Below are 16,746 nucleotides of genomic sequence, written 5' to 3'. Positions count from 1 at the left end.
GGTCAGCCTCTCGACTTGCCGCTGCGAGAGGACTTGCCGGGTCGCTTTTTTACGATGGAGACGCCGTAGTCATTCTTCAGTACATCGACGACGGCCTCAAAGAACTGGGCTTTCTGGCTCATCAGCGCCAGCTGCTGCTCGAGCTCCTTGATGCGCTGTTCGGGCGTCTGGTTGTCGGGGTCTGGCATGGTGATGCTCCTGCCGGCGCGCACAGAAGCCCCCTGGCTCCAGTCCTGCCGACCATGTTTACGCAACCATACCAGAACGGTGGAGCGACCCTGAATGCCATAACGGGCCTGAGCCTGTTTGTAGGTGAGCTCGCCTTTTTCAATCTGCTCGACCACGGCTAATTTAAAAGTCAGCGAGTAATCGCGCTGTGTCCGTTTCACACCTTGTCCCATCGGGCTCTCCATTTATGTGGGGAAAGGTGTAAACCATATTCAGGACGGGACACGGAATAGAAAAAGGCCGCAATTGCGGCCTTTTTGGTTTTCTCTGTCACTCGAGTCAGATGTCGGCCAGTTGCAGGGCCTGACGATAGTATTCGTTGGCCTTGTTGGTGAGACGGCGCTTGTCCATCACCTGGCCGAGGGCATGGTAGAGGGCGGCATCCGGGCTCTTCGCCACTTCCTGCTCCAGCAGGCGCTGGGCTTCGTCCAGCTGGCCGGCCAGCAGGTAGATTCGGGCCAGTGCCGCCTCGGCGCCCGGCTGATCCTGGATCTTCTTGAGCAGGGTCAGCATGGGCTGATAGTCATCCAGCCTGAGCTTGGGCAGGCGGGCGAACAGCTCGGGGGAGGGATCCTTGCGCAGGGCCTCCAGCCAGAGGTCGGCCGCCTCGCTGTCGGCACCGAGCCGGCGCAGACGATCCCCGTAGCTGGCCAGCAGTGCGGGATCCTGACGCAGCTTGCGGGGCAGCGCCTGCCACACCGGGCGCAGGGTCTCGAGGGCACCGCTGGCGGCCTCGAGACGGCCGGTCCAGGCCTGGTGCAGCAGCGCCTCTTCCTGCACCGACGTCAACTTGCCCACCTTGCGCAGGGCCGGGGCCAGATCGATCAGGGCCGCCCAGTCCTCCCGGGCCAGATAGACCTGGCGCAGTTGATCCAGCACCATGGGGTGGCGCGGGTGCAGGGCGTAGACGGACTCTAGCCGGCCGAGGGCGCTGTCGTACTGGCCCTGCTCTATCTGCAGTTGGGTCTGGATCAGGGTCAATGCCAGCTCGGCCTTGGGGTTCTCCTCCTGCGCTTTTTGCAGGTAGTGATCCCGGCGCACGTCATCGCCCCTGGCCTGGGCCACCTTGGCGGCACTCAGGTAGTTGAGCAGCGGGGTGTCGCTGTTGTCGGCCCCCTTGATCAGCAGCTTCTCGGCCTGGTTGTAGTGCCCCTCGGCCATGGCCAGGGTGGCATTCACGGTTTGCAGGTTCGCCTTGCGGCGACGGCGCGAGCCGAACCAGCCCTGGGTCTTGCGGCGCAGGCCGAAGACCCGGCCCAGCACCCACTCGACGATGAGCAGGGCGCCGTAGAAGAGCACAGCCAGGATCACGGCGCTGGTGACCGAAGACTCCACCGTGTAGTTGCCGAGCGAGATGAGCACATAGCCCTTGTTGCCGGACGCTTCGGGGCCGAAGATCAGGCCCGCGACCATCACGGCCACCACGACGATCAGACGAATCATGGTCTCCTCCTCAGTTGCCGGCCAGGATGCGTTGCAGGCGCTCGGTCAGCACCTGTTCCAGCATGGACTGGGTCTTGAACTGATCCGGGTAGTCAAACTGGATCTGCTCGCCTTTGAGCTTGTCGAGCTCGGACTGCATGTATTGGGTGGCGCTGTTGTCGACGTCGAAGTACTGGGTCAGCCAGCGCTGGGCCTTCTCCAGGCTGTCGGTATAGAGCGCCTGCTGCTCGCGATAGACGGCGAGCTGGGCCTGCAACAGCTTGGTCTTGAGGTTCTCGCGCAGGAAGATCTCCTGCTGCGGGGAGAGCAGGGCCTCCACGGCCCCGTCGCGGCGACGTATGGTGATGAAGTTCTCGGTGAACTTGACCCAGTTCTTCTTGAGATTGCTCTCCCACTCGTCCGGATTGGCACTGACTGCCTGATCCGGTTCGGCCTTGGCTTCCGGCATGCTCACGGTGGAAAGGGGCAGCAGCTCTATCTGGTCGGAGAGCGCGGCCAGCTTGAGGGTCAGCCCCTCGCGATCGACCCGCGGCATCCCCTTGAGCTTGGCTATGTCTTCCGCCAGCGCCTTGCGAATGGGCATCAGGCTGGGATCGTTGAGGGCCTTGATCCGCTCGTCGGCGTTGCCAAGCAGGGTGATGGCGGAGACGATATCATGCTCGAGCCACAGCTTGCGGCCCGCCATGCGCACCAGGTATTCGGATTCTGCCAGCATCCAGTCGTTGGGGCGCTTGTCGTCGAGATCCAGCACCTTGTGCTGCAGGGCGTCCAGCGCCTCCTGCAGCTGTTGCTGGCTCTTGCCGAGGGCGCTGAACTGTTCGGCATCCTTGCTGTTGTTCTGATCCAGCTTGCCCATGGCCTCGGCCAGTTGCAGCTTGAGGGCGCCGAGTTCGGCCTGCTGGGCGACGGCATTCTGGTGGCCGTGCAGATAGAGGCCGCCGGTCAGCCCCAGGGCCAGCAGTATGGCAACGCCACCGAGGACGACGCCGGCGCCGCCCTTCTTGTTGCCGACGGCCTTGTTCTCGGGCTTGTTGTTGCCGGCCGCGGGGGCCGCAGCACTCGGCTGGACTTCTTGCTGTTCAGTCATTCCATCTTCCTCAGTTCCAGGGCGGCCACCAGAGCCTGGTTGGATGCACCTTGGGCAATCACGATACGGGTAAAACCAGCTCCCTCGGCCATCTCGGCCACCCGGGGACTGGGCACCACCAGCAGGCGGTCATAAAGCCAGGGTCGCTGCGGGCCGGGCACCAGTGCCAGCAACCGCTGCAGGAGTTCACCACTGGTGATGAGCAGGCTGTCGAGGCCGGCTGCCTGCCAGTGGCGGGTCAATGGGTCCCCGTCGAGCTCGGGGTAGTGGCGCTCATAGGTGGCACAATAGTGCACCAGTGCGCCGCGTGAGGCCAGCGTCCGGGCGATGAGATCCCGCCCGTCGTTGCCGCGCAGGATCAGCACCCGCTTGCCGCTCACCTGTTGCAGGGCGGGCAGGGCCAGCAGCCCTTCGCTACGTGGATCGTCAGGGCAGCTCGCCTCTATACCGACTTCGCTGAAGGCATCCGCGCTGGCCTGACCGACCGCAAAGTAGTCAATATGTGGCCAGGTCAGACCAGTTTGCAACAGAAAATGATGAGCAAATTTAACGGCATGGGCGCTGACGGCGATGACGATGTCCGTTTGGGGCAGCCATTCGGGCAGGCGGGGGAGTTCACTGCCCGGCCGGGTTTCCAGCAGCGGGCAGCACAGCGGTGCATGGCCCTGCTGGCGCAGCAACTGCACCAGCAGGGCGGCCTGGGCGGCCGGGCGCACCACCAGGGGGACCATCAGGTGGCGCTCCGGGGTGGTGACCATGAGCCGGCCAGGCCCGCACTCATGCCCGGTAGACCTCGGCCAGAATTGCGTCGGCGCCGGCGGCCAGCAGACGCTGGGCCAGGGTGTGGCCCAGCGCCTCGCCGTCCGCCAGGGGGCCGCGGATCTCGTCCCGGATCACCTGGGTGCCATCCGGGCTTCCCACCAGGCCGCGCAGCCAGACCTCGTTCCCCTGCACCAGGGCATAGGCACCGATAGGCACCTGACAACCCCCTTGCAGGGCGCGGTTCATGGCGCGCTCTGTCAGCACCCGGATCCGGGTCTCGGCGTGCTCCAGCGGTGCCAGCAGGGCGTGCAGCTCGTGGTCGTCCTGGCGGCACTCGATACCGACCGCCCCCTGACCGTTGGCGGGCAGGCTCTGCTCCGGCTCGATGAAGGCGGTGATGCGATGGGCCATCTCCAGCCGTTTCAGGCCGGCGGCGGCGAGTATGATGGCGTCGTACTCACCGGCATCCAGCTTGGCGAGGCGGGTGTTGACGTTGCCGCGCAGGTCGCGGATCACCAGATCCGGGCGGGCGGCTCTCAGCTGGCACTGACGGCGCAGGCTGGAGGTGCCGACCACGGCCCCCTGGGGCAGCTCGTCTATCTGCTGGAAACGGTTGGAAACGAAGGCATCGCGCGGGTCTTCGCGCTCGCAGATGGTGTGCAGGCCCAGCCCTTCCGGGAACTCCACCGGCACGTCCTTCATGGAGTGGACGGCGATGTCGGCCCGCCCTTCCAGCATGGCAGTCTCCAGCTCCTTGACGAAGAGTCCCTTGCCGCCGACCTTGGCCAGCGGTGTATCCAGGATCTTGTCACCTTGGGTGCTCATGGGGACAAGTTCGACTCGCAGATCGGGATAGAGGGCTTCCAGCCGATCTTTTACAAAGTTGGCCTGCCACAGGGCCAGTGGGCTCTTGCGAGTGGCAATTCTCAGGGTTCGGGCTGCCATATCAATCAGTTGTTTCATCTTTAGTGAGGAAAACGATCTTACCACCCTTTGCAGGGGCTTTCATGGCGCAGCCAGCAAAAGCGGGGCCAAGCTCAAAAAGGGTCGCTGAAATTAATTTTCATTCGCTCATTATATGATGGCAACTAATTGAAAATATTATTTTTTATTGCTTTCCACTGATACCGTTACGGGGCGTGCCAGAAATAATCCGGTGATTGTGTGCGGGCTTGTTTACCACTGCTGTTTGCATTGTTAACATGATCACACTTTTTTGACGTCTCCCCGTTTTGGTGCGTCATTTTTCTTCCCCATAGGTAGGGCATTGCTGGTAAAACTCGACACGCTGGTGGCGCGCTACGACGAGCTGAATCGTCTCAAGACGCAACGAGCGTTGGATCTCATGAGTCGCTATGGGCAGCAGGTCTTCCAACTGCTGCCTGTCATGCTGCACTTCAATCATCCCCTTCTGCCCGGTTATGTGGCAGGGGACGTGCCTCATGGTATCTGGAGTTTCGTCGCCAACGAGGCTCAACAGGCCTTCATCCAGGATCTGTGTCAGAACGCCAACTGTCAGGGCGGCCTCAGCACCCACGACAAGTCGATCCAGGGCCTCTACTCCATGGGCAGCACCTCCTCCATCGGCCAGTGCTGCCACTCGGATCTCGACATCTGGGTCTGTCACGTGGCCGGCTTGTCCCAGGAACGCCTCGCCCTGCTGGAGCAGAAGTGCCAGCACCTCTCCCTCTGGGCCGAGCAGCGCGGGGTCGATCTCAACTTCTTCCTGATCCCCGAAGACAAGTTCCGCCAGCGCAACGATGCCCAGATGCAGGGGGAGAGCTGCGGCAGTGCCCAGCACCTGCTGCTGCTCGACGAGTTCTACCGCAGCGCCATGCACATCGCGGGCAAGCGGCTGCTCTGGTATCTGGTGCCTGCCGAGTATGACGACCACTACGACGACTACGTCAACGGCCTCTTTGCCCACGGCAAGCTGAGTCAGGATGACTGGCTCGATCTGGGGGGCTTTGACCGCATTCCCGCCGAGGAGTACTTCGGCTCAGCCCTGTGGCAGCTCTACAAGGGCATAGATTCCCCCTACAAGGCGGTGCTCAAGTCGGTGCTGATGGAGGCCTACTCCCACGAGTATCCCAACACCCGGCTGCTGTCGGTGACCAGCCGCGACTGGTTCCAGCACAACGAGGGGATGCACTACCGGCTCGACAACTACTGCCTGATGCTGGACAAGGTGACCAACTACCTGAAATCCATCGGCGACATGCAGCGCCTGGATCTGGTGCGCCGCTGCTTCTATCTCAAGGTGTGTGACGGCCTGAGCCACCCGAAGGAGGAGCACTCCCCGGACTGGCGCCGGGAGCAGATGGCCCAGCTGGTGGCTTACTGGGGCTGGAGCCCGGAGCGGCTGCATCACCTGGATCATCGTCAGGAGTGGAAGGTCGAGGACGTCAAGGTGGCCTACGCCGAGTTGCTGGAGGCCCTGATGCAGAGCTACCGCAACCTCATCCAGTTCGCCCGCCGCAACAACATCAGCGAGTCCATCAACCCGGAAGACATCGGCATACTGTCGCGCAAGCTCTATGCCGCCTTCGAGAGCCTGCCGGGCAAGGTGCAGCGGATCAACCTCAAGATAGCGCCGGATCTCGGCGAGCCGGATCTCAGCCTGGTGCAGGTGCCCCACGGCCGCCTGAATCGCGCCGGCTGGTATCTCTACAAGCACTCTCTGGAGCCCGCCGACATCATAGGTCGGGCGCCGCTCGAATATAACGGCTACATCAGCAAGCTGGTGGCCTGGGCCTACTTCAACGGCCTGCTGACCCCCCAGTCCCGGGTGCACCTGTTCAATCAGGGCTCGGATCTGCACATCGACAACCTGCACCAGTTCTGTCGCGATCTCTCTGGGACCTTCCCGGTCAAGTATCCTCGCGCCACCAACCTGGCCCTGAGCCGCCCCTGCGAGATCCACCAGCTCTCCATCTTCCTCAACCTGGAGACGGACCCGTCCAGCCACTGGGTGGGGCAGGTGATCGAGTTCGACGCCAATGCCGCGGACGTCTTCTCCTTCGGTCGCAACCAGGAGTGTCTGGTGGGATCCGTGGATCTTGTCTATCGCAACTCCTGGAGCGAGATCCGCACCTTGCACTTCCAGGGGGAGGAGGCTGTGGTCGATGCCCTCACCACCATACTCGGCAAGATGCACCAGGATGCCGCCGCCCCCGAGATGATAGAGGTGTTCTGTTACAGCCAGCACTTCCGCTCCCTGGTGCGCACCCGCTTCCAGCAGCTGGTGGCCGAGTGCATAGAGCTGCGTCTGGCCCGTGACAAGCAGCAGCTGGTCAAGACGCTGGCCCTTGGCCGCGAGAAGTACGGCATCTTCTTCGAGCGGCGCGGGGTCTCGGTGAAGAAGCTGGAAAACGCCATCGACTTCTACCGCCACATCTCCCACAACAAGCTGGATCACCTGCCGCTGCGGCTCGACAAGACCCACAGCCAGCACCTGCCCGGCATAGTCGACACCTACGCCAGCGAGGGGCTGGTGCAGTTCTTCTTCGATACCCGGGATGCGGGCACCAACATCTATATCCTGGACGAGGCGAACCGGGTGGAGATCTACCAGCACTTCGCCGGCAACAAGGATGAGCTGGTGCAGGGGGTGAACCGCTTCTACACCTCGGGCCACGAGCGTTTCAGCGATGCGGGCCAGTTCAGCAACTTCAACCTGCCCCAGTATTATGAAATCGTGCAGATGGGCGACAAGCTGGAGGTGATCCCCTACCGCAGCCAGAATCCGCAGCGTGACAATCCGGGGGCGGCGCGGGAAGTAGGGTGATGGACGCGGGGTGATGTGCCGGGCACATCGCCAACGGGATGAAAGCAAACGGCCTGCATGATGCAGGCCGTTGTCGTATCTGTGGTGCTACATCAGGCGCCGAGGCGCGCCAGCAGCCAGTGGCGGATGTCGGCGAGCTGGGGTCGGCAGATCTCGTGGCGCATGGGGTATTCGTGCCACTCCAGGCTGAGGCCCGCCGCCTCCAGCCGGTTCTTGGCATCCCAGCCCATGGAGAGGCTCACCACGTCATCATAGATGCCGTGCATGTAGCAGATGGGCAGGGCGCGGGCGGCCTCGCTCATCTCCTCGACCAGTTGCTCGGGTGCCGCCAGATAGGTGGACATGCAGAGCAGGCCCGCCAGTGGCGCCGGATGGCGCAGGGCGGTGAAGGAGGCGATGACGCCCCCCTGGGAGAAGCCCGCCAGCACTATGTTGCCCGGGGCGAAGCCCTCGGCCACCAGCCGATCCAGCAGGGCGGCGATACGATCGGCGGACTCGCGCACATGGGACTCCACGGCGCGATCCGCCGGGTCGTCGAAGCTCTTGATGTCGTACCAGCCGCGCATCTTGTAGCCCATGTTGATGGTGATGGACCGCTCAGGTGCATCGGGCAGCAGGTGACGGACCGGCAGGGTGGCGGGCAGCGCCAGGGCATCGACCAGGGGGGCGAGCCCGGCGCCCGAATCCCCCAGCCCGTGCAGCCAGATCACCGCATGACGGGCGCCCTGGGGATGCAGATCCATCATGGGAGACTCTGCCATCATGGGAACTGGACGGGCTCGCCCGCCTGGGTGGTGCAGGCTCGGGTCAGCAGGGCCTTGAGCTCGTCGCCGAAGCGGTTGTCGATCCAGCTGTCACCGCGCAGCTCGAAGTGGAAGCCGTTCTCCCGGGTGGCCACCCAGATCTGGTGCAGGGGCTCCTGCTTGTTGATGATGACCTTGGTCTTGTTCTCGAAGCTTAAGGTCAGCACACCGCCTGCTCGCTCGCAGTCGATATCCGGATACCCCTCGTCGATAACGTCTTCCACATACTGGAAAAAGGCGTCGGTCAGGGCGTGATACTCGTGATCCTTCATCGGTTTATCCTGTTGCTTTTAACAATGTGAGTGCGATTATAGAGGGCCAAAAATTTTTTCGCAGCGAACCATTATGATTACCCAGTTCACCAAGTGCCTGTTTGCCGCGTCGCTGTCGTTCGGGTTGGCCGCCTGCGGCCTGACGGGGCCACTCTATATGCCACCGGCCGAGCAGCCCGCCGCCACTGAGCAAGCACCGGCACAGCCCAAGACAGAGAGTACACCGCAAGCCGCCTCGCCTGCGACCGCCACACCGGCCTCCGAGGCCGTGCCGCAATAATCTAGGAAGGAACCGCCCCCTTGGATCACTTTAACTACGACGCCGACGGCCAGCTTCAGGCCGAGCAGCTTCCCCTGCAACAGCTCGCCGAGCAGTACGGTACCCCGCTGTATGTCTACTCCCGCGCCACCCTGGAGCGCCACTGGCACGCCTTCGATCAGGCGGCGGGGGACATTCCCCATCTGATCTGCTACGCGGTCAAGGCCAACTCCAACCTGGCGCTGCTCAACCTGCTTGCCCGTCTGGGCTCGGGCTTTGACATCGTCTCCGGCGGGGAGCTGTCCAGGGTGCTGGCGGCAGGGGGAGATCCGGCCAAGGTGGTCTTCTCCGGCGTCGCCAAGAGCGAGGCCGAGATGCGCCTCGCGCTGGAGAAAGAGATCCTCTGCTTCAACCTGGAGTCGGAAGCCGAGCTGGAGCGCCTGAACCGGGTCGCTGGCAGCATGGGCAAGAAGGCGCGCGTCTCGGTGCGGGTCAATCCCGACATAGACGCCGGCACTCACCCTTATATCTCCACCGGCCTCAAGCAGAACAAGTTCGGCATCCCCATCGAGCAGGCGCCCGCCATCTATCGCAAGGCGGCGGCCATGGCCCACATCGAGATCAAGGGGGTGGATTGCCACATCGGCTCTCAACTCACTGAATTGAATCCCTTTATGGAGGCAGCGGACAAGCTGCTGAAGCTGATCGACGAACTGGCGGCCGAAGGTATCCATATCCATCACCTGGACGTGGGCGGGGGCCTGGGGGTCAACTATGGCGCCGAGCAGCCACCGCACCCGACCGAGTACGCCGAGGCGCTCAAGCAGAAGCTGGCGGGCCGGGATCTGACCCTGCTGTTCGAACCGGGCCGTGCCATAGTCGCCAACGCCGGCGTGCTGCTGACCCGGGTCGAGTTCCTCAAACCCGGCGAGACCCGCAACTTCGCGCTGATCGACGCCGGCATGAACGATCTGCTGCGCCCCTCCCTCTACGGCGCCTGGATGAACATCATAGAGGTGGACAGCCGCACGACCCACGAGAAGGCGCTGTACGACGTGGTCGGCCCCGTGTGTGAAACCGGTGACTTCCTCGGCAAGGAGCGTACCCTGGCGATTGCCGAGGGCTCACTACTGGCGGTGCGTTCCGCCGGGGCCTACGGCTTTACCATGTCGTCCAACTACAACACCCGTCCCCGTGCGGCCGAGGTGCTGGTGGACGGTGACCAGGCCCACCTCATTCGTGAGCGGGAGCAGCTGGCCGACCTCTGGCGAGGCGAGCATCTGCTGCCTTGAGCTATATGGATTTTCAGCGTTCCTCCAGGTGAGAGCGTGATAAACGGTGAGACAGGAACGCGCGATGTTGATTGAATTTTCCAGGATGCATGGGGGGTTGGACAACGACTTCAGGGTGGTTGGCGACTTTCGTTACGGCCTGAACGGCGCAGGGAAAAAAGATGTTGATTGAATTTTCCAAGATGCATGGCCTGGGCAACGACTTCATGGTGGTGGACGGCGTCACCCAGAAGGTGTTTTTCAGCAACGACGTCATCAAGAAGCTGGCGGATCGCCACTTTGGCATCGGCTTCGATCAGCTGCTGCTGGTGGAGCCGCCCTATGATCCCGAGCTCGACTTCCACTATCGCATCTTCAATGCCGATGGCAGCGAGGTGGAGCAGTGCGGCAACGGTGCCCGCTGTTTCGCCCGTTTCGTGCGGCTCAAGGGGCTGATCAACCGGGATCGCATCGCGGTCAGCACGGCCCGAGGCCGCATCACCCTGCAGCTGGAGGGGGAGAATCAGGTCACGGTCAACATGGGGGTGCCCCAGTTCGAACCGGGCAAGATCCCGTTTCGCGCCCAGAAGGCGGAGAAGACCTACCTGTTGCGGGCGCAGGATCACACTGTGATGTGCGGTGCCGTCTCCATGGGCAATCCCCACTGCGTCATCGAGGTGCCCTCGGTGGCCGATGCTCCGGTGGAGACCCTGGGCCCCATCATGGAGCGCCACGAGCGTTTTCCCGAGCGGGTCAACGTCGGCTTCATGGAGATGGTCAGCGCCAGCGAGATCAAGTTGCGGGTGTTCGAGCGCGGGGTGGGGGAGACCCTGGCCTGCGGCACCGGTGCCTGTGCGGCCGTGGTGCTCGGCATCAGCCAGGGCAAGCTCAGGGAGCGGGTCACCGTCACCCTGCCGGGGGGCAAGCTGACCATCGCCTGGAAGGGGCCGGGGCAGCCGGTCTACATGACGGGCCCGGCCGAGCATGTTTTTGATGGCCAGATAGAGCTGTAAGCCAGTGAGCGGGCCAGCCGAGCATATGACGGGCCTGGTCGAGCATGTCTTTGACGGCCAGATAGAGCTGTAAGCCAGTGAGCGGGCCAGCCGAGCATATGACGGGCCCGGCCGAGCATGTCTTTGATGGCCAGATAGAGCTGTAAGCCAGTGAGCGGGCCAGCCGAGCATATGACGGGCCCGGCCGAACACGTGTTCGACGGCCAGATAGAGTGATAGGCATCGAGCGGGGACGTCCTCCGCGCAGCCAAACGGTAATGTCGGGGCCCTGTGCCCCTTTTTCGGATGGATCAACCAAGTTATGAGCGAACTCAAACGGCAGGAATCACTGATGGACGAAGCCACAGTGCTGGAGTACCTGGCCCGTTACCCCGAGTTTTTCCAGCGCCACGGGGCCATGCTGGACAGGATCCGCATTCCCCATGAGCACAAGGGCACCATTTCCCTGGTGGAGCGCCAGCTGGACAGACAGCGCGAGCGCATCGAGCAGCTGGAGCAGGAGATCACCGAACTGATGGGGATCGCCAGCGAGAACGAGCGGATTTTCCGGGTCTATGCGGATCTCTATGGCGAGCTGTATGGCTGCCAGACCCTGTTCGAGCTGAACGCCGTGATGGGCAAGGCCTTCGTGCAGCGGCTGCGGCTGACCGGCCTGCGGCTCTGGCTCAGCCCGAAGAAATTCCAGCTGACTGGCCCCGAGCAGCGTTTCCTTGCGGACGGCAAGCAGCTCGACCAACTGCTGGGCCAGCGGCTGCCCGGGACGGATTACTACTTCGGCCGGCTCAACCAGAGCGAGAAGCAGGCGCTGTTTGGCAGCGACGTGCTGGTCAACTCCGTGGCCCTGATGCGGCTCGGGGATCTCGGCGTGCTGGCCTTCGCCAGCTCGGATCCCAGCCACTTCACCCCCCACAACGACACCCTGCTGCTGGGTCAGCTGGGGCGTCTGCTGCAACTGCGTCTGCCCGAGCTGGTTCGTGGCTAAGGCACCCCTCCCCGCCGCCCCCCTGCCTCCCGCCTTGGCGGGGGAACTCACCGCCTTTATCGAATACCTGAGGGTCGAGCGCCAGCTCAGCCCTCATACCCGCAGCAACTATCAGGCCCATCTGGAGGCCATGGCCGCCGAACTGGTCAGGCTGGGGGTCGATGACTGGGCCCGGCTCGAGGCGAGCCAGGTGCGCAGCCTGGTGACCCGGATGCACAAGGCAGGCCTGGCCCCCCGATCGCTCGCCACCAAGGTCTCTGCCCTGCGCAGTTTCTGCGACTGGCAGGTGCGCCAGGGGCGGCTCCCTGCCAACCCGGCCCGCGGCATAGTGACCCCCAAGCAGGGGCGGCCGCTGCCCAAAAACCTCGACGTGGACGAGATGTACCAGCTGCTCAACATCACCGACGAGCAGGATCCGCTGGCGGTGCGGGATCGCGCCATCATGGAGCTGATGTACTCCTCCGGGCTGCGCCTCGCCGAGCTGGTGGGGCTCAACCTCGCGGACGTGAAGCTCGATGAGCGCCAGCTCAGGGTCACCGGCAAGGGGTCGCGGGAGCGGGTGCTGCCCATGGGCAGGATGGCGGTGGAGTGGCTGCAGAAGTGGCTCAAGGCGCGGCCATTGCTGGCGGGGGACGAGGGGGAGGCGCTGTTCGTCTCCAAGCGCCGACAGCGACTGTCGGCCCGCTCGGTACAGGAGCGGCTCGACGGCTGGGGCAACAAGCAGGCCCTCAATGCCCACGTCCATCCCCACAAGCTGCGCCACAGCTTCGCCACCCACATGCTGGAGTCCTCCGGCGATCTGCGGGCGGTGCAGGAGCTGCTGGGCCACGCCGATCTCTCCACCACCCAGATCTATACCCACCTCGACTTCCAGCATCTGGCCAAGGTGTATGACAGCGCCCACCCCAGGGCCAAACGGGACCCTGCCACCCCGGAAGATGAGTGAGCTTTGCCAGTTATCAAGGGGCCAAGCGGGATCCCGCTACCCCGGAAGATGAGTAAAGGCGGCTGTGCTCGAATGGTTCTGCTCCCTTCTCCCCTAATGGGAGAAGGCTTGGGGATGAGGGGAATGGGTTTGACAACAGGTAACGGGAACAGCCCCATAAAGAGGAATGACCATGCAGTTCTATCGTCGCTGGCAGCCGGTGGCCGCCATCTCGTTTGATCTTGACGACACCCTCTATGACAACGGCCCCGCCATAGCGCGGGCCGAGCAGTGGATGCTGAGCCACCTGCGCAGCGAATACCTGGCCACCGCCATGCTGGACAAGCCGCGCTGGCTCGAGCTCAAGCGCAACCTGCTGCTGGCCCGGCCCGAGCTGGGTCAGGACGTCAGCCTGGCGCGCCAGCACGGCATCCGCGAGGCCATGGTGCAGGGGGGCATGGCCGCCTCCCGGGCGGAGCAGGAGGCAGAGCGGGTGTTCGCCGCCTTTCTCGCCGAGCGCTCGAAGATAGAGGTGAGCGAGGCAACTCACGCCCTGCTGGCTCGCCTGGCGGAACGCTACCCCCTGGCGGTCATCACCAACGGCAACCTGGATCTGGTGCAGGCAGGCCTCGCGGACTACTTCACCCTGGTCTGCAAGGCGGGGGCCGGGGCCAGGATGAAGCCGGCGCCGGACATGTTCGTGCAGGTACAGCAGGCCCTCGGGCTCGCCCCCGGCCAGATACTCCACGTGGGGGATCATCCCGAGACGGACGTGCTGGGGGCCAGGTTGCACGGCTTTCGAGCCGCCTGGCTCAACGAGCGCCAACTGCCCTGGCAGTCGTTGCGGTTGCTGCCGGATGTGGAGCTCGCCACCCTCGACGAGCTGGCCGGGCTGCTGCTCTGATCCACGCCGAGGGGCAGAGAAAGAGATGCGCAGGCGAGGCCATTTATTTATCCTTGGCGCGGACTGACAAGGGAGTGCTGGGCGTGAGTGGAATGAAGAGTGTCATCTGGTTGGCCATCCCCATGGTGCTGGCGGGTTGCGATCTGTTTAGCGACCACTACCGGATGGAGTTCAGGGATGGATCCTGGCGGGATATTGCCATTTCGCCCTTTTCGGATCAGGCCCGCTGGCGTGAAGGGTGCGCCACCGGCGAGATACTGGTGGACATGACCCTGCCCCTGAAGCGGGGCAAGGTGGTCGATGGCCGCGAACAGCTGCTGATCGGCGGCGAGCTGTTCGAGCTGGAGGAGGCACGGCTCTATCGCGGCAACGGCATGGTGCTGGGGCAGGCCCCTGACCATGTCCAGCGGGGCCTCAAGGGGCTGGATGTCTGCCGCACCCTGCGCCCGGATCGCGGGGCCCTGCCCAAGTTGAAGGGCAAGGGGTTCGGCGACTAGCCCGCCCGCTGCCGATACTGGCGACAGGCGTCTCCGAAGGCGCGAAACAGCCTGATGGAGTGGGGATTCTCTTTCGCCTTCCACTCCGGGTGCCACTGCACCGCCAGGAGAAAGAGGGTGGGAGCGTGGCAAAAATAGCCTCGCTCAAGCCACCCTAGACATGGGCCAGCGGCGCTGGATGTCTGTCACACCTTGCGCCCGGATCGCGGGGCCCTGCCCAAGTTGAAGGGCAAGGGATTCGGCGACTAGCCCGCCCGCCGCCGATACTGGCGACAGGCGTCGCCGAAGGCGCTAAACAGCTTGATGGAGTGGGGGTTCTCTTTCGCCTTCCACTCCGGGTGCCACTGCACCGCCAGCAGGAAGGGGGCTGGAGCGTGGCATGAATAGCCTCGATCAAGCCACCCTAGACATGGGCTAGCGGTGCTGGATGTCTGTCACACCTTGCGCCCGGATCGCGGGGCCCTGCCCAAGTTGAAGGGCAAGGGGTTCGGCGACTAGCCCGCCCGCTGCCGATGCTGGCGACAGGCGTCGCCGAAGGCGCTAAACAGCTTGATGGAGTGGGGATTCTCTTTCGCCTTCCACTCAGGGTGCCACTGCACCGCCAGCAGGAAGGGTGAGAGGGCAGGGGCGTGGATCGCCTCGATCAAGCCATCCTCGGCATGGGCTAGCGGGGCCAGCCCCTTGGCCAGTGTCTTGATCCCCTGGCCGTGCAGGGAGTTGACCGGGATCTGCGCCTCCCCCATCAGGTCGGCAAACCAGCTGCCGGGCACCAGGCTCACCTGGTGGCTGTGGCCATACTGCTCCTCCACGGGATCGTCCGCATCCTCCCTGTGATCCGCATAGCCGGGCTCGCAATAGACCTTCTGATGAATATCCCCGCCCAGCGCCACGTTGATCTCCTGCATGCCGCGGCAGATGCCGAGCAGGGGCAGTCCCCGATCGAGGGCGGCGCGCACCAGTGCTATGTCGAACAGATCCCTGTCCCTGTCCTGGGCCTTCTCCGGGGTCAGGTTCTCCTGGCCGTAGAGGGCGGGATCTATGTTGGATCCCGCCCCGCTCAGGTAGACCCCATCGACGAGATCCAGATACTGCTCCAGATCAGCAGTCCCGCAGCAGGTGGGAACCAGCAGGGGCACGCAGCCGCTGAGCTCTACCAGGGGGGTGATGTATTTGTGGGTCATTACCTGGTAGGCGTGGCCGCTGCGGGCCTGGGCCCCCATGGTCATCAACACGACGGGTTTGGAATGGGAACTGGGGTTGGGCATAGGTCACCTTGGCTATCCTTGGCGGTCTCATCCTGCGCCTTGGGAAGGCCCTTGCCGCGTCACTCTCGCAAGGGCATGCCTCAAGGCATGGTCATGGGATCAGGGTCGTGCCACAGTGCCAGAATCGTCGGTCAGCCTGGGCGATGACAGCCTGGATCCCGATCCCAGTCTGCCAAGGCCGTTCAATATGTCAAACGAAATGATGCGTTAATGTTAAATCTCGTGGCGGCTGAGCCAGCTTGAGTCCCTGCATCAGGGGCTTGTGCGGCAGTTGGCGGGCATTTTGGGGAAAGGCGTGGTGGATATATTAAACATTCGGCCCTGATGGCCGGATAGCAGAAGGGGCCCGCAGGCCCCTCGTCGATTCAGGCATTGAGGATGAACTGCTCTATCACCCTGGCCACGCCGTCCTCGTCGTTGCGGGCCGTGGTGTGCTGCGCCAGCGCCTTGATCTCGTCGGTGGCGTTGCCCATGGCGACCCCGAGTCCGGCATATTCGATCATGTGGCGGTCGTTGCCAGCGTCGCCCACCGCGATCACCTGGGAGGCGTCCAGGTCCAGGTGCTCCGCCAGGGCGGCCACGCCGGTGCCCTTGTTGCTTCGCTTGTTCATGAACTCGAGGAAGTAAGGGGAGCTGCGCACCACCGTGTAGCGCTCATAGAGCTCGGCGGGCAACTGGGCGATGGCGCGGGAGAGCTGGGGCTCGGGGTCTATCATCATCACCTTCATGATCTGCTCGTCGTCGGGCAGGGTGGCGAAGTCCACCAGGTTGATCGGCATCTTGATCAGTTGGGACTCGTGCTCTGTGTAGGTGCTGACCCTGGGGCTGATGAGGCCCTGGCGGACGGAGAAGCCGTGGACGTTGACCCCCAGCTCAGAGGCGAGATGGGCGATGGCGCTGGCGTCGCTGCCGGTCAGCAGCTGGCTGCGCAGTATGCGTTGATCCGCAACCTGCTGCACCAGGGCGCCGTTGTAGCAGATGACGTAGTCATCCTGACCGGTGAGGCCGAGTTCGGCCAGATAGGGGGTCATGCCTTCCAGCGGGCGACCCGAGGTCAGCACTACAGTCACGCCCCGGGCGCGGGCGGCCGCGATGGCGGCATGGGTGCGGGGGGTTATTTGACCGTGCGGGTTCAGCAGGGTGCCATCCATATCCAATGCGATCAGCTTGTACATCTTCTCACTACCTGAGTCTGGCCGGCCCGCCCTATGGGGCCAAGGGGAGGCCGAGTGTAGCGAAAATCGCCGC

16 protein-coding genes and 3 pseudogenes are annotated in these 16,746 nt (G+C 63.7%); 8 read left to right on the top strand and 11 right to left on the bottom strand.

Going from position 1 to position 16,746, the window contains the following annotated elements:
• From AB5Y91_RS07515 to hemC, 5 genes and pseudogenes are all read right to left on the bottom strand, one after another.
• A pseudogene (locus tag AB5Y91_RS07515) lies at nt 1–401 on the bottom strand (IS3 family transposase); the annotation flags it as partial.
• Between the two features lie 106 nt (nt 402–507).
• Nucleotides 508–1,671 (bottom strand): heme biosynthesis HemY N-terminal domain-containing protein, encoded by a 1,164-nt coding sequence (locus tag AB5Y91_RS07510; RefSeq protein ID WP_368169446.1) that lies wholly within the window; start codon nt 1,669–1,671, stop codon nt 508–510.
• 10 nt (nt 1,672–1,681) lie between these two features.
• Nucleotides 1,682–2,758 carry a uroporphyrinogen-III C-methyltransferase gene (locus tag AB5Y91_RS07505; RefSeq protein WP_368169445.1) on the bottom strand — a complete coding sequence of 359 codons (1,077 nt, stop codon included), beginning with the start codon at nt 2,756–2,758 and terminating at the stop codon, nt 1,682–1,684.
• Nucleotides 2,755–3,489 carry a uroporphyrinogen-III synthase gene (locus AB5Y91_RS07500; protein ID WP_368169447.1) on the bottom strand — a complete coding sequence of 245 codons (735 nt, stop codon included), beginning with the start codon at nt 3,487–3,489 and terminating at the stop codon, nt 2,755–2,757. Before AB5Y91_RS07500 ends, AB5Y91_RS07505 begins: the two co-directional genes overlap by 4 nt.
• Before the next feature lie 46 nt (nt 3,490–3,535).
• Nucleotides 3,536–4,465, bottom strand: coding sequence for a hydroxymethylbilane synthase (gene hemC / locus AB5Y91_RS07495; protein ID WP_171275309.1), 930 nt, complete (start codon nt 4,463–4,465; stop codon nt 3,536–3,538).
• A 322-nt stretch (nt 4,466–4,787) separates the two neighbouring features.
• Between hemC and AB5Y91_RS07490 the strand changes: the two genes are divergently transcribed.
• On the top strand, nt 4,788–7,307 hold the full coding sequence (locus AB5Y91_RS07490) for a class I adenylate cyclase (RefSeq protein WP_106885148.1): 2,520 nt from the start codon (nt 4,788–4,790) through the stop codon (nt 7,305–7,307).
• Between the two features lie 92 nt (nt 7,308–7,399).
• Here AB5Y91_RS07490 and AB5Y91_RS07485 read toward each other — a convergent pair whose 3' ends face one another.
• Together AB5Y91_RS07485 and cyaY are read right to left on the bottom strand one after the other, a co-directional pair.
• Nucleotides 7,400–8,053: an alpha/beta hydrolase gene (locus tag AB5Y91_RS07485; protein ID WP_163155398.1), complete on the bottom strand. Its 654-nt coding sequence runs from the start codon at nt 8,051–8,053 to the stop codon at nt 7,400–7,402.
• Between the two features lie 14 nt (nt 8,054–8,067).
• A complete protein-coding gene (cyaY, locus tag AB5Y91_RS07480; protein WP_106885146.1) occupies nt 8,068–8,382 on the bottom strand; it encodes an iron donor protein CyaY in 315 nt (104 codons plus the stop codon).
• Nucleotides 8,383–8,455: 73 nt separating this feature from the next.
• Between cyaY and AB5Y91_RS07475 the strand changes: the two genes are divergently transcribed.
• The 7 genes from AB5Y91_RS07475 (at nt 8,456) to AB5Y91_RS07445 (ending at nt 14,233) form a co-directional block, all read left to right on the top strand.
• Entirely contained in the window at nt 8,456–8,662 is a 207-nt protein-coding gene (locus AB5Y91_RS07475) for a lipoprotein (protein ID WP_368169444.1), read from the top strand.
• A 20-nt stretch (nt 8,663–8,682) separates the two neighbouring features.
• On the top strand, nt 8,683–9,933 hold the full coding sequence (gene lysA, locus AB5Y91_RS07470; RefSeq protein ID WP_290029508.1) for a diaminopimelate decarboxylase: 1,251 nt from the start codon (nt 8,683–8,685) through the stop codon (nt 9,931–9,933).
• Nucleotides 9,934–10,094: 161 nt separating this feature from the next.
• Complete coding sequence (dapF, locus tag AB5Y91_RS07465; RefSeq protein ID WP_106885144.1) at nt 10,095–10,925, top strand: diaminopimelate epimerase; 831 nt, start codon at nt 10,095–10,097, stop codon at nt 10,923–10,925.
• A 301-nt stretch (nt 10,926–11,226) separates the two neighbouring features.
• The gene (locus AB5Y91_RS07460) at nt 11,227–11,907 is read left to right on the top strand and encodes a DUF484 family protein (protein WP_368169443.1); all 681 of its coding nucleotides are present in this window, start codon (nt 11,227–11,229) and stop codon (nt 11,905–11,907) included.
• Entirely contained in the window at nt 11,900–12,853 is a 954-nt protein-coding gene (gene xerC / locus AB5Y91_RS07455; protein ID WP_368169442.1) for a tyrosine recombinase XerC, read from the top strand. Before AB5Y91_RS07460 ends, xerC begins: the two co-directional genes overlap by 8 nt.
• Nucleotides 12,854–13,025: 172 nt before the next feature.
• Nucleotides 13,026–13,736: an HAD-IA family hydrolase gene (locus tag AB5Y91_RS07450; RefSeq protein ID WP_368169441.1), complete on the top strand. Its 711-nt coding sequence runs from the start codon at nt 13,026–13,028 to the stop codon at nt 13,734–13,736.
• Nucleotides 13,737–13,828: 92 nt separating this feature from the next.
• Complete coding sequence (locus AB5Y91_RS07445; RefSeq protein ID WP_106885141.1) at nt 13,829–14,233, top strand: hypothetical protein; 405 nt, start codon at nt 13,829–13,831, stop codon at nt 14,231–14,233.
• On the opposite strand, the pseudogene AB5Y91_RS07440 reads toward AB5Y91_RS07445, so the two are convergent.
• From AB5Y91_RS07440 to yidA, 4 genes and pseudogenes are all read right to left on the bottom strand, one after another.
• A pseudogene (locus AB5Y91_RS07440) lies at nt 14,230–14,405 on the bottom strand (gamma-glutamyl-gamma-aminobutyrate hydrolase family protein); the annotation flags it as partial. The gene AB5Y91_RS07445 and the pseudogene AB5Y91_RS07440 sit on opposite strands and share 4 nt — an antisense overlap.
• 73 nt (nt 14,406–14,478) lie before the next feature.
• Nucleotides 14,479–14,654, bottom strand: a pseudogene (locus tag AB5Y91_RS07435) (gamma-glutamyl-gamma-aminobutyrate hydrolase family protein); the annotation flags it as partial.
• A 73-nt stretch (nt 14,655–14,727) separates the two neighbouring features.
• On the bottom strand, nt 14,728–15,498 hold the full coding sequence (locus AB5Y91_RS07430) for a gamma-glutamyl-gamma-aminobutyrate hydrolase family protein (RefSeq protein ID WP_368169440.1): 771 nt from the start codon (nt 15,496–15,498) through the stop codon (nt 14,728–14,730).
• A 365-nt stretch (nt 15,499–15,863) separates the two neighbouring features.
• Nucleotides 15,864–16,673, bottom strand: coding sequence for a sugar-phosphatase (gene yidA, locus AB5Y91_RS07425; RefSeq protein WP_368169439.1), 810 nt, complete (start codon nt 16,671–16,673; stop codon nt 15,864–15,866).
• Between the last annotated feature and the right edge of the window lie 73 nt (nt 16,674–16,746).

It is taken from the genome of Aeromonas sp. R4-3, from assembly GCF_040908275.1.
Taxonomy (GTDB): Bacteria; Pseudomonadota; Gammaproteobacteria; order Enterobacterales; family Aeromonadaceae; genus Aeromonas; species Aeromonas rivipollensis.
This window is presented reverse-complemented; position numbering and strand designations above follow the sequence as displayed.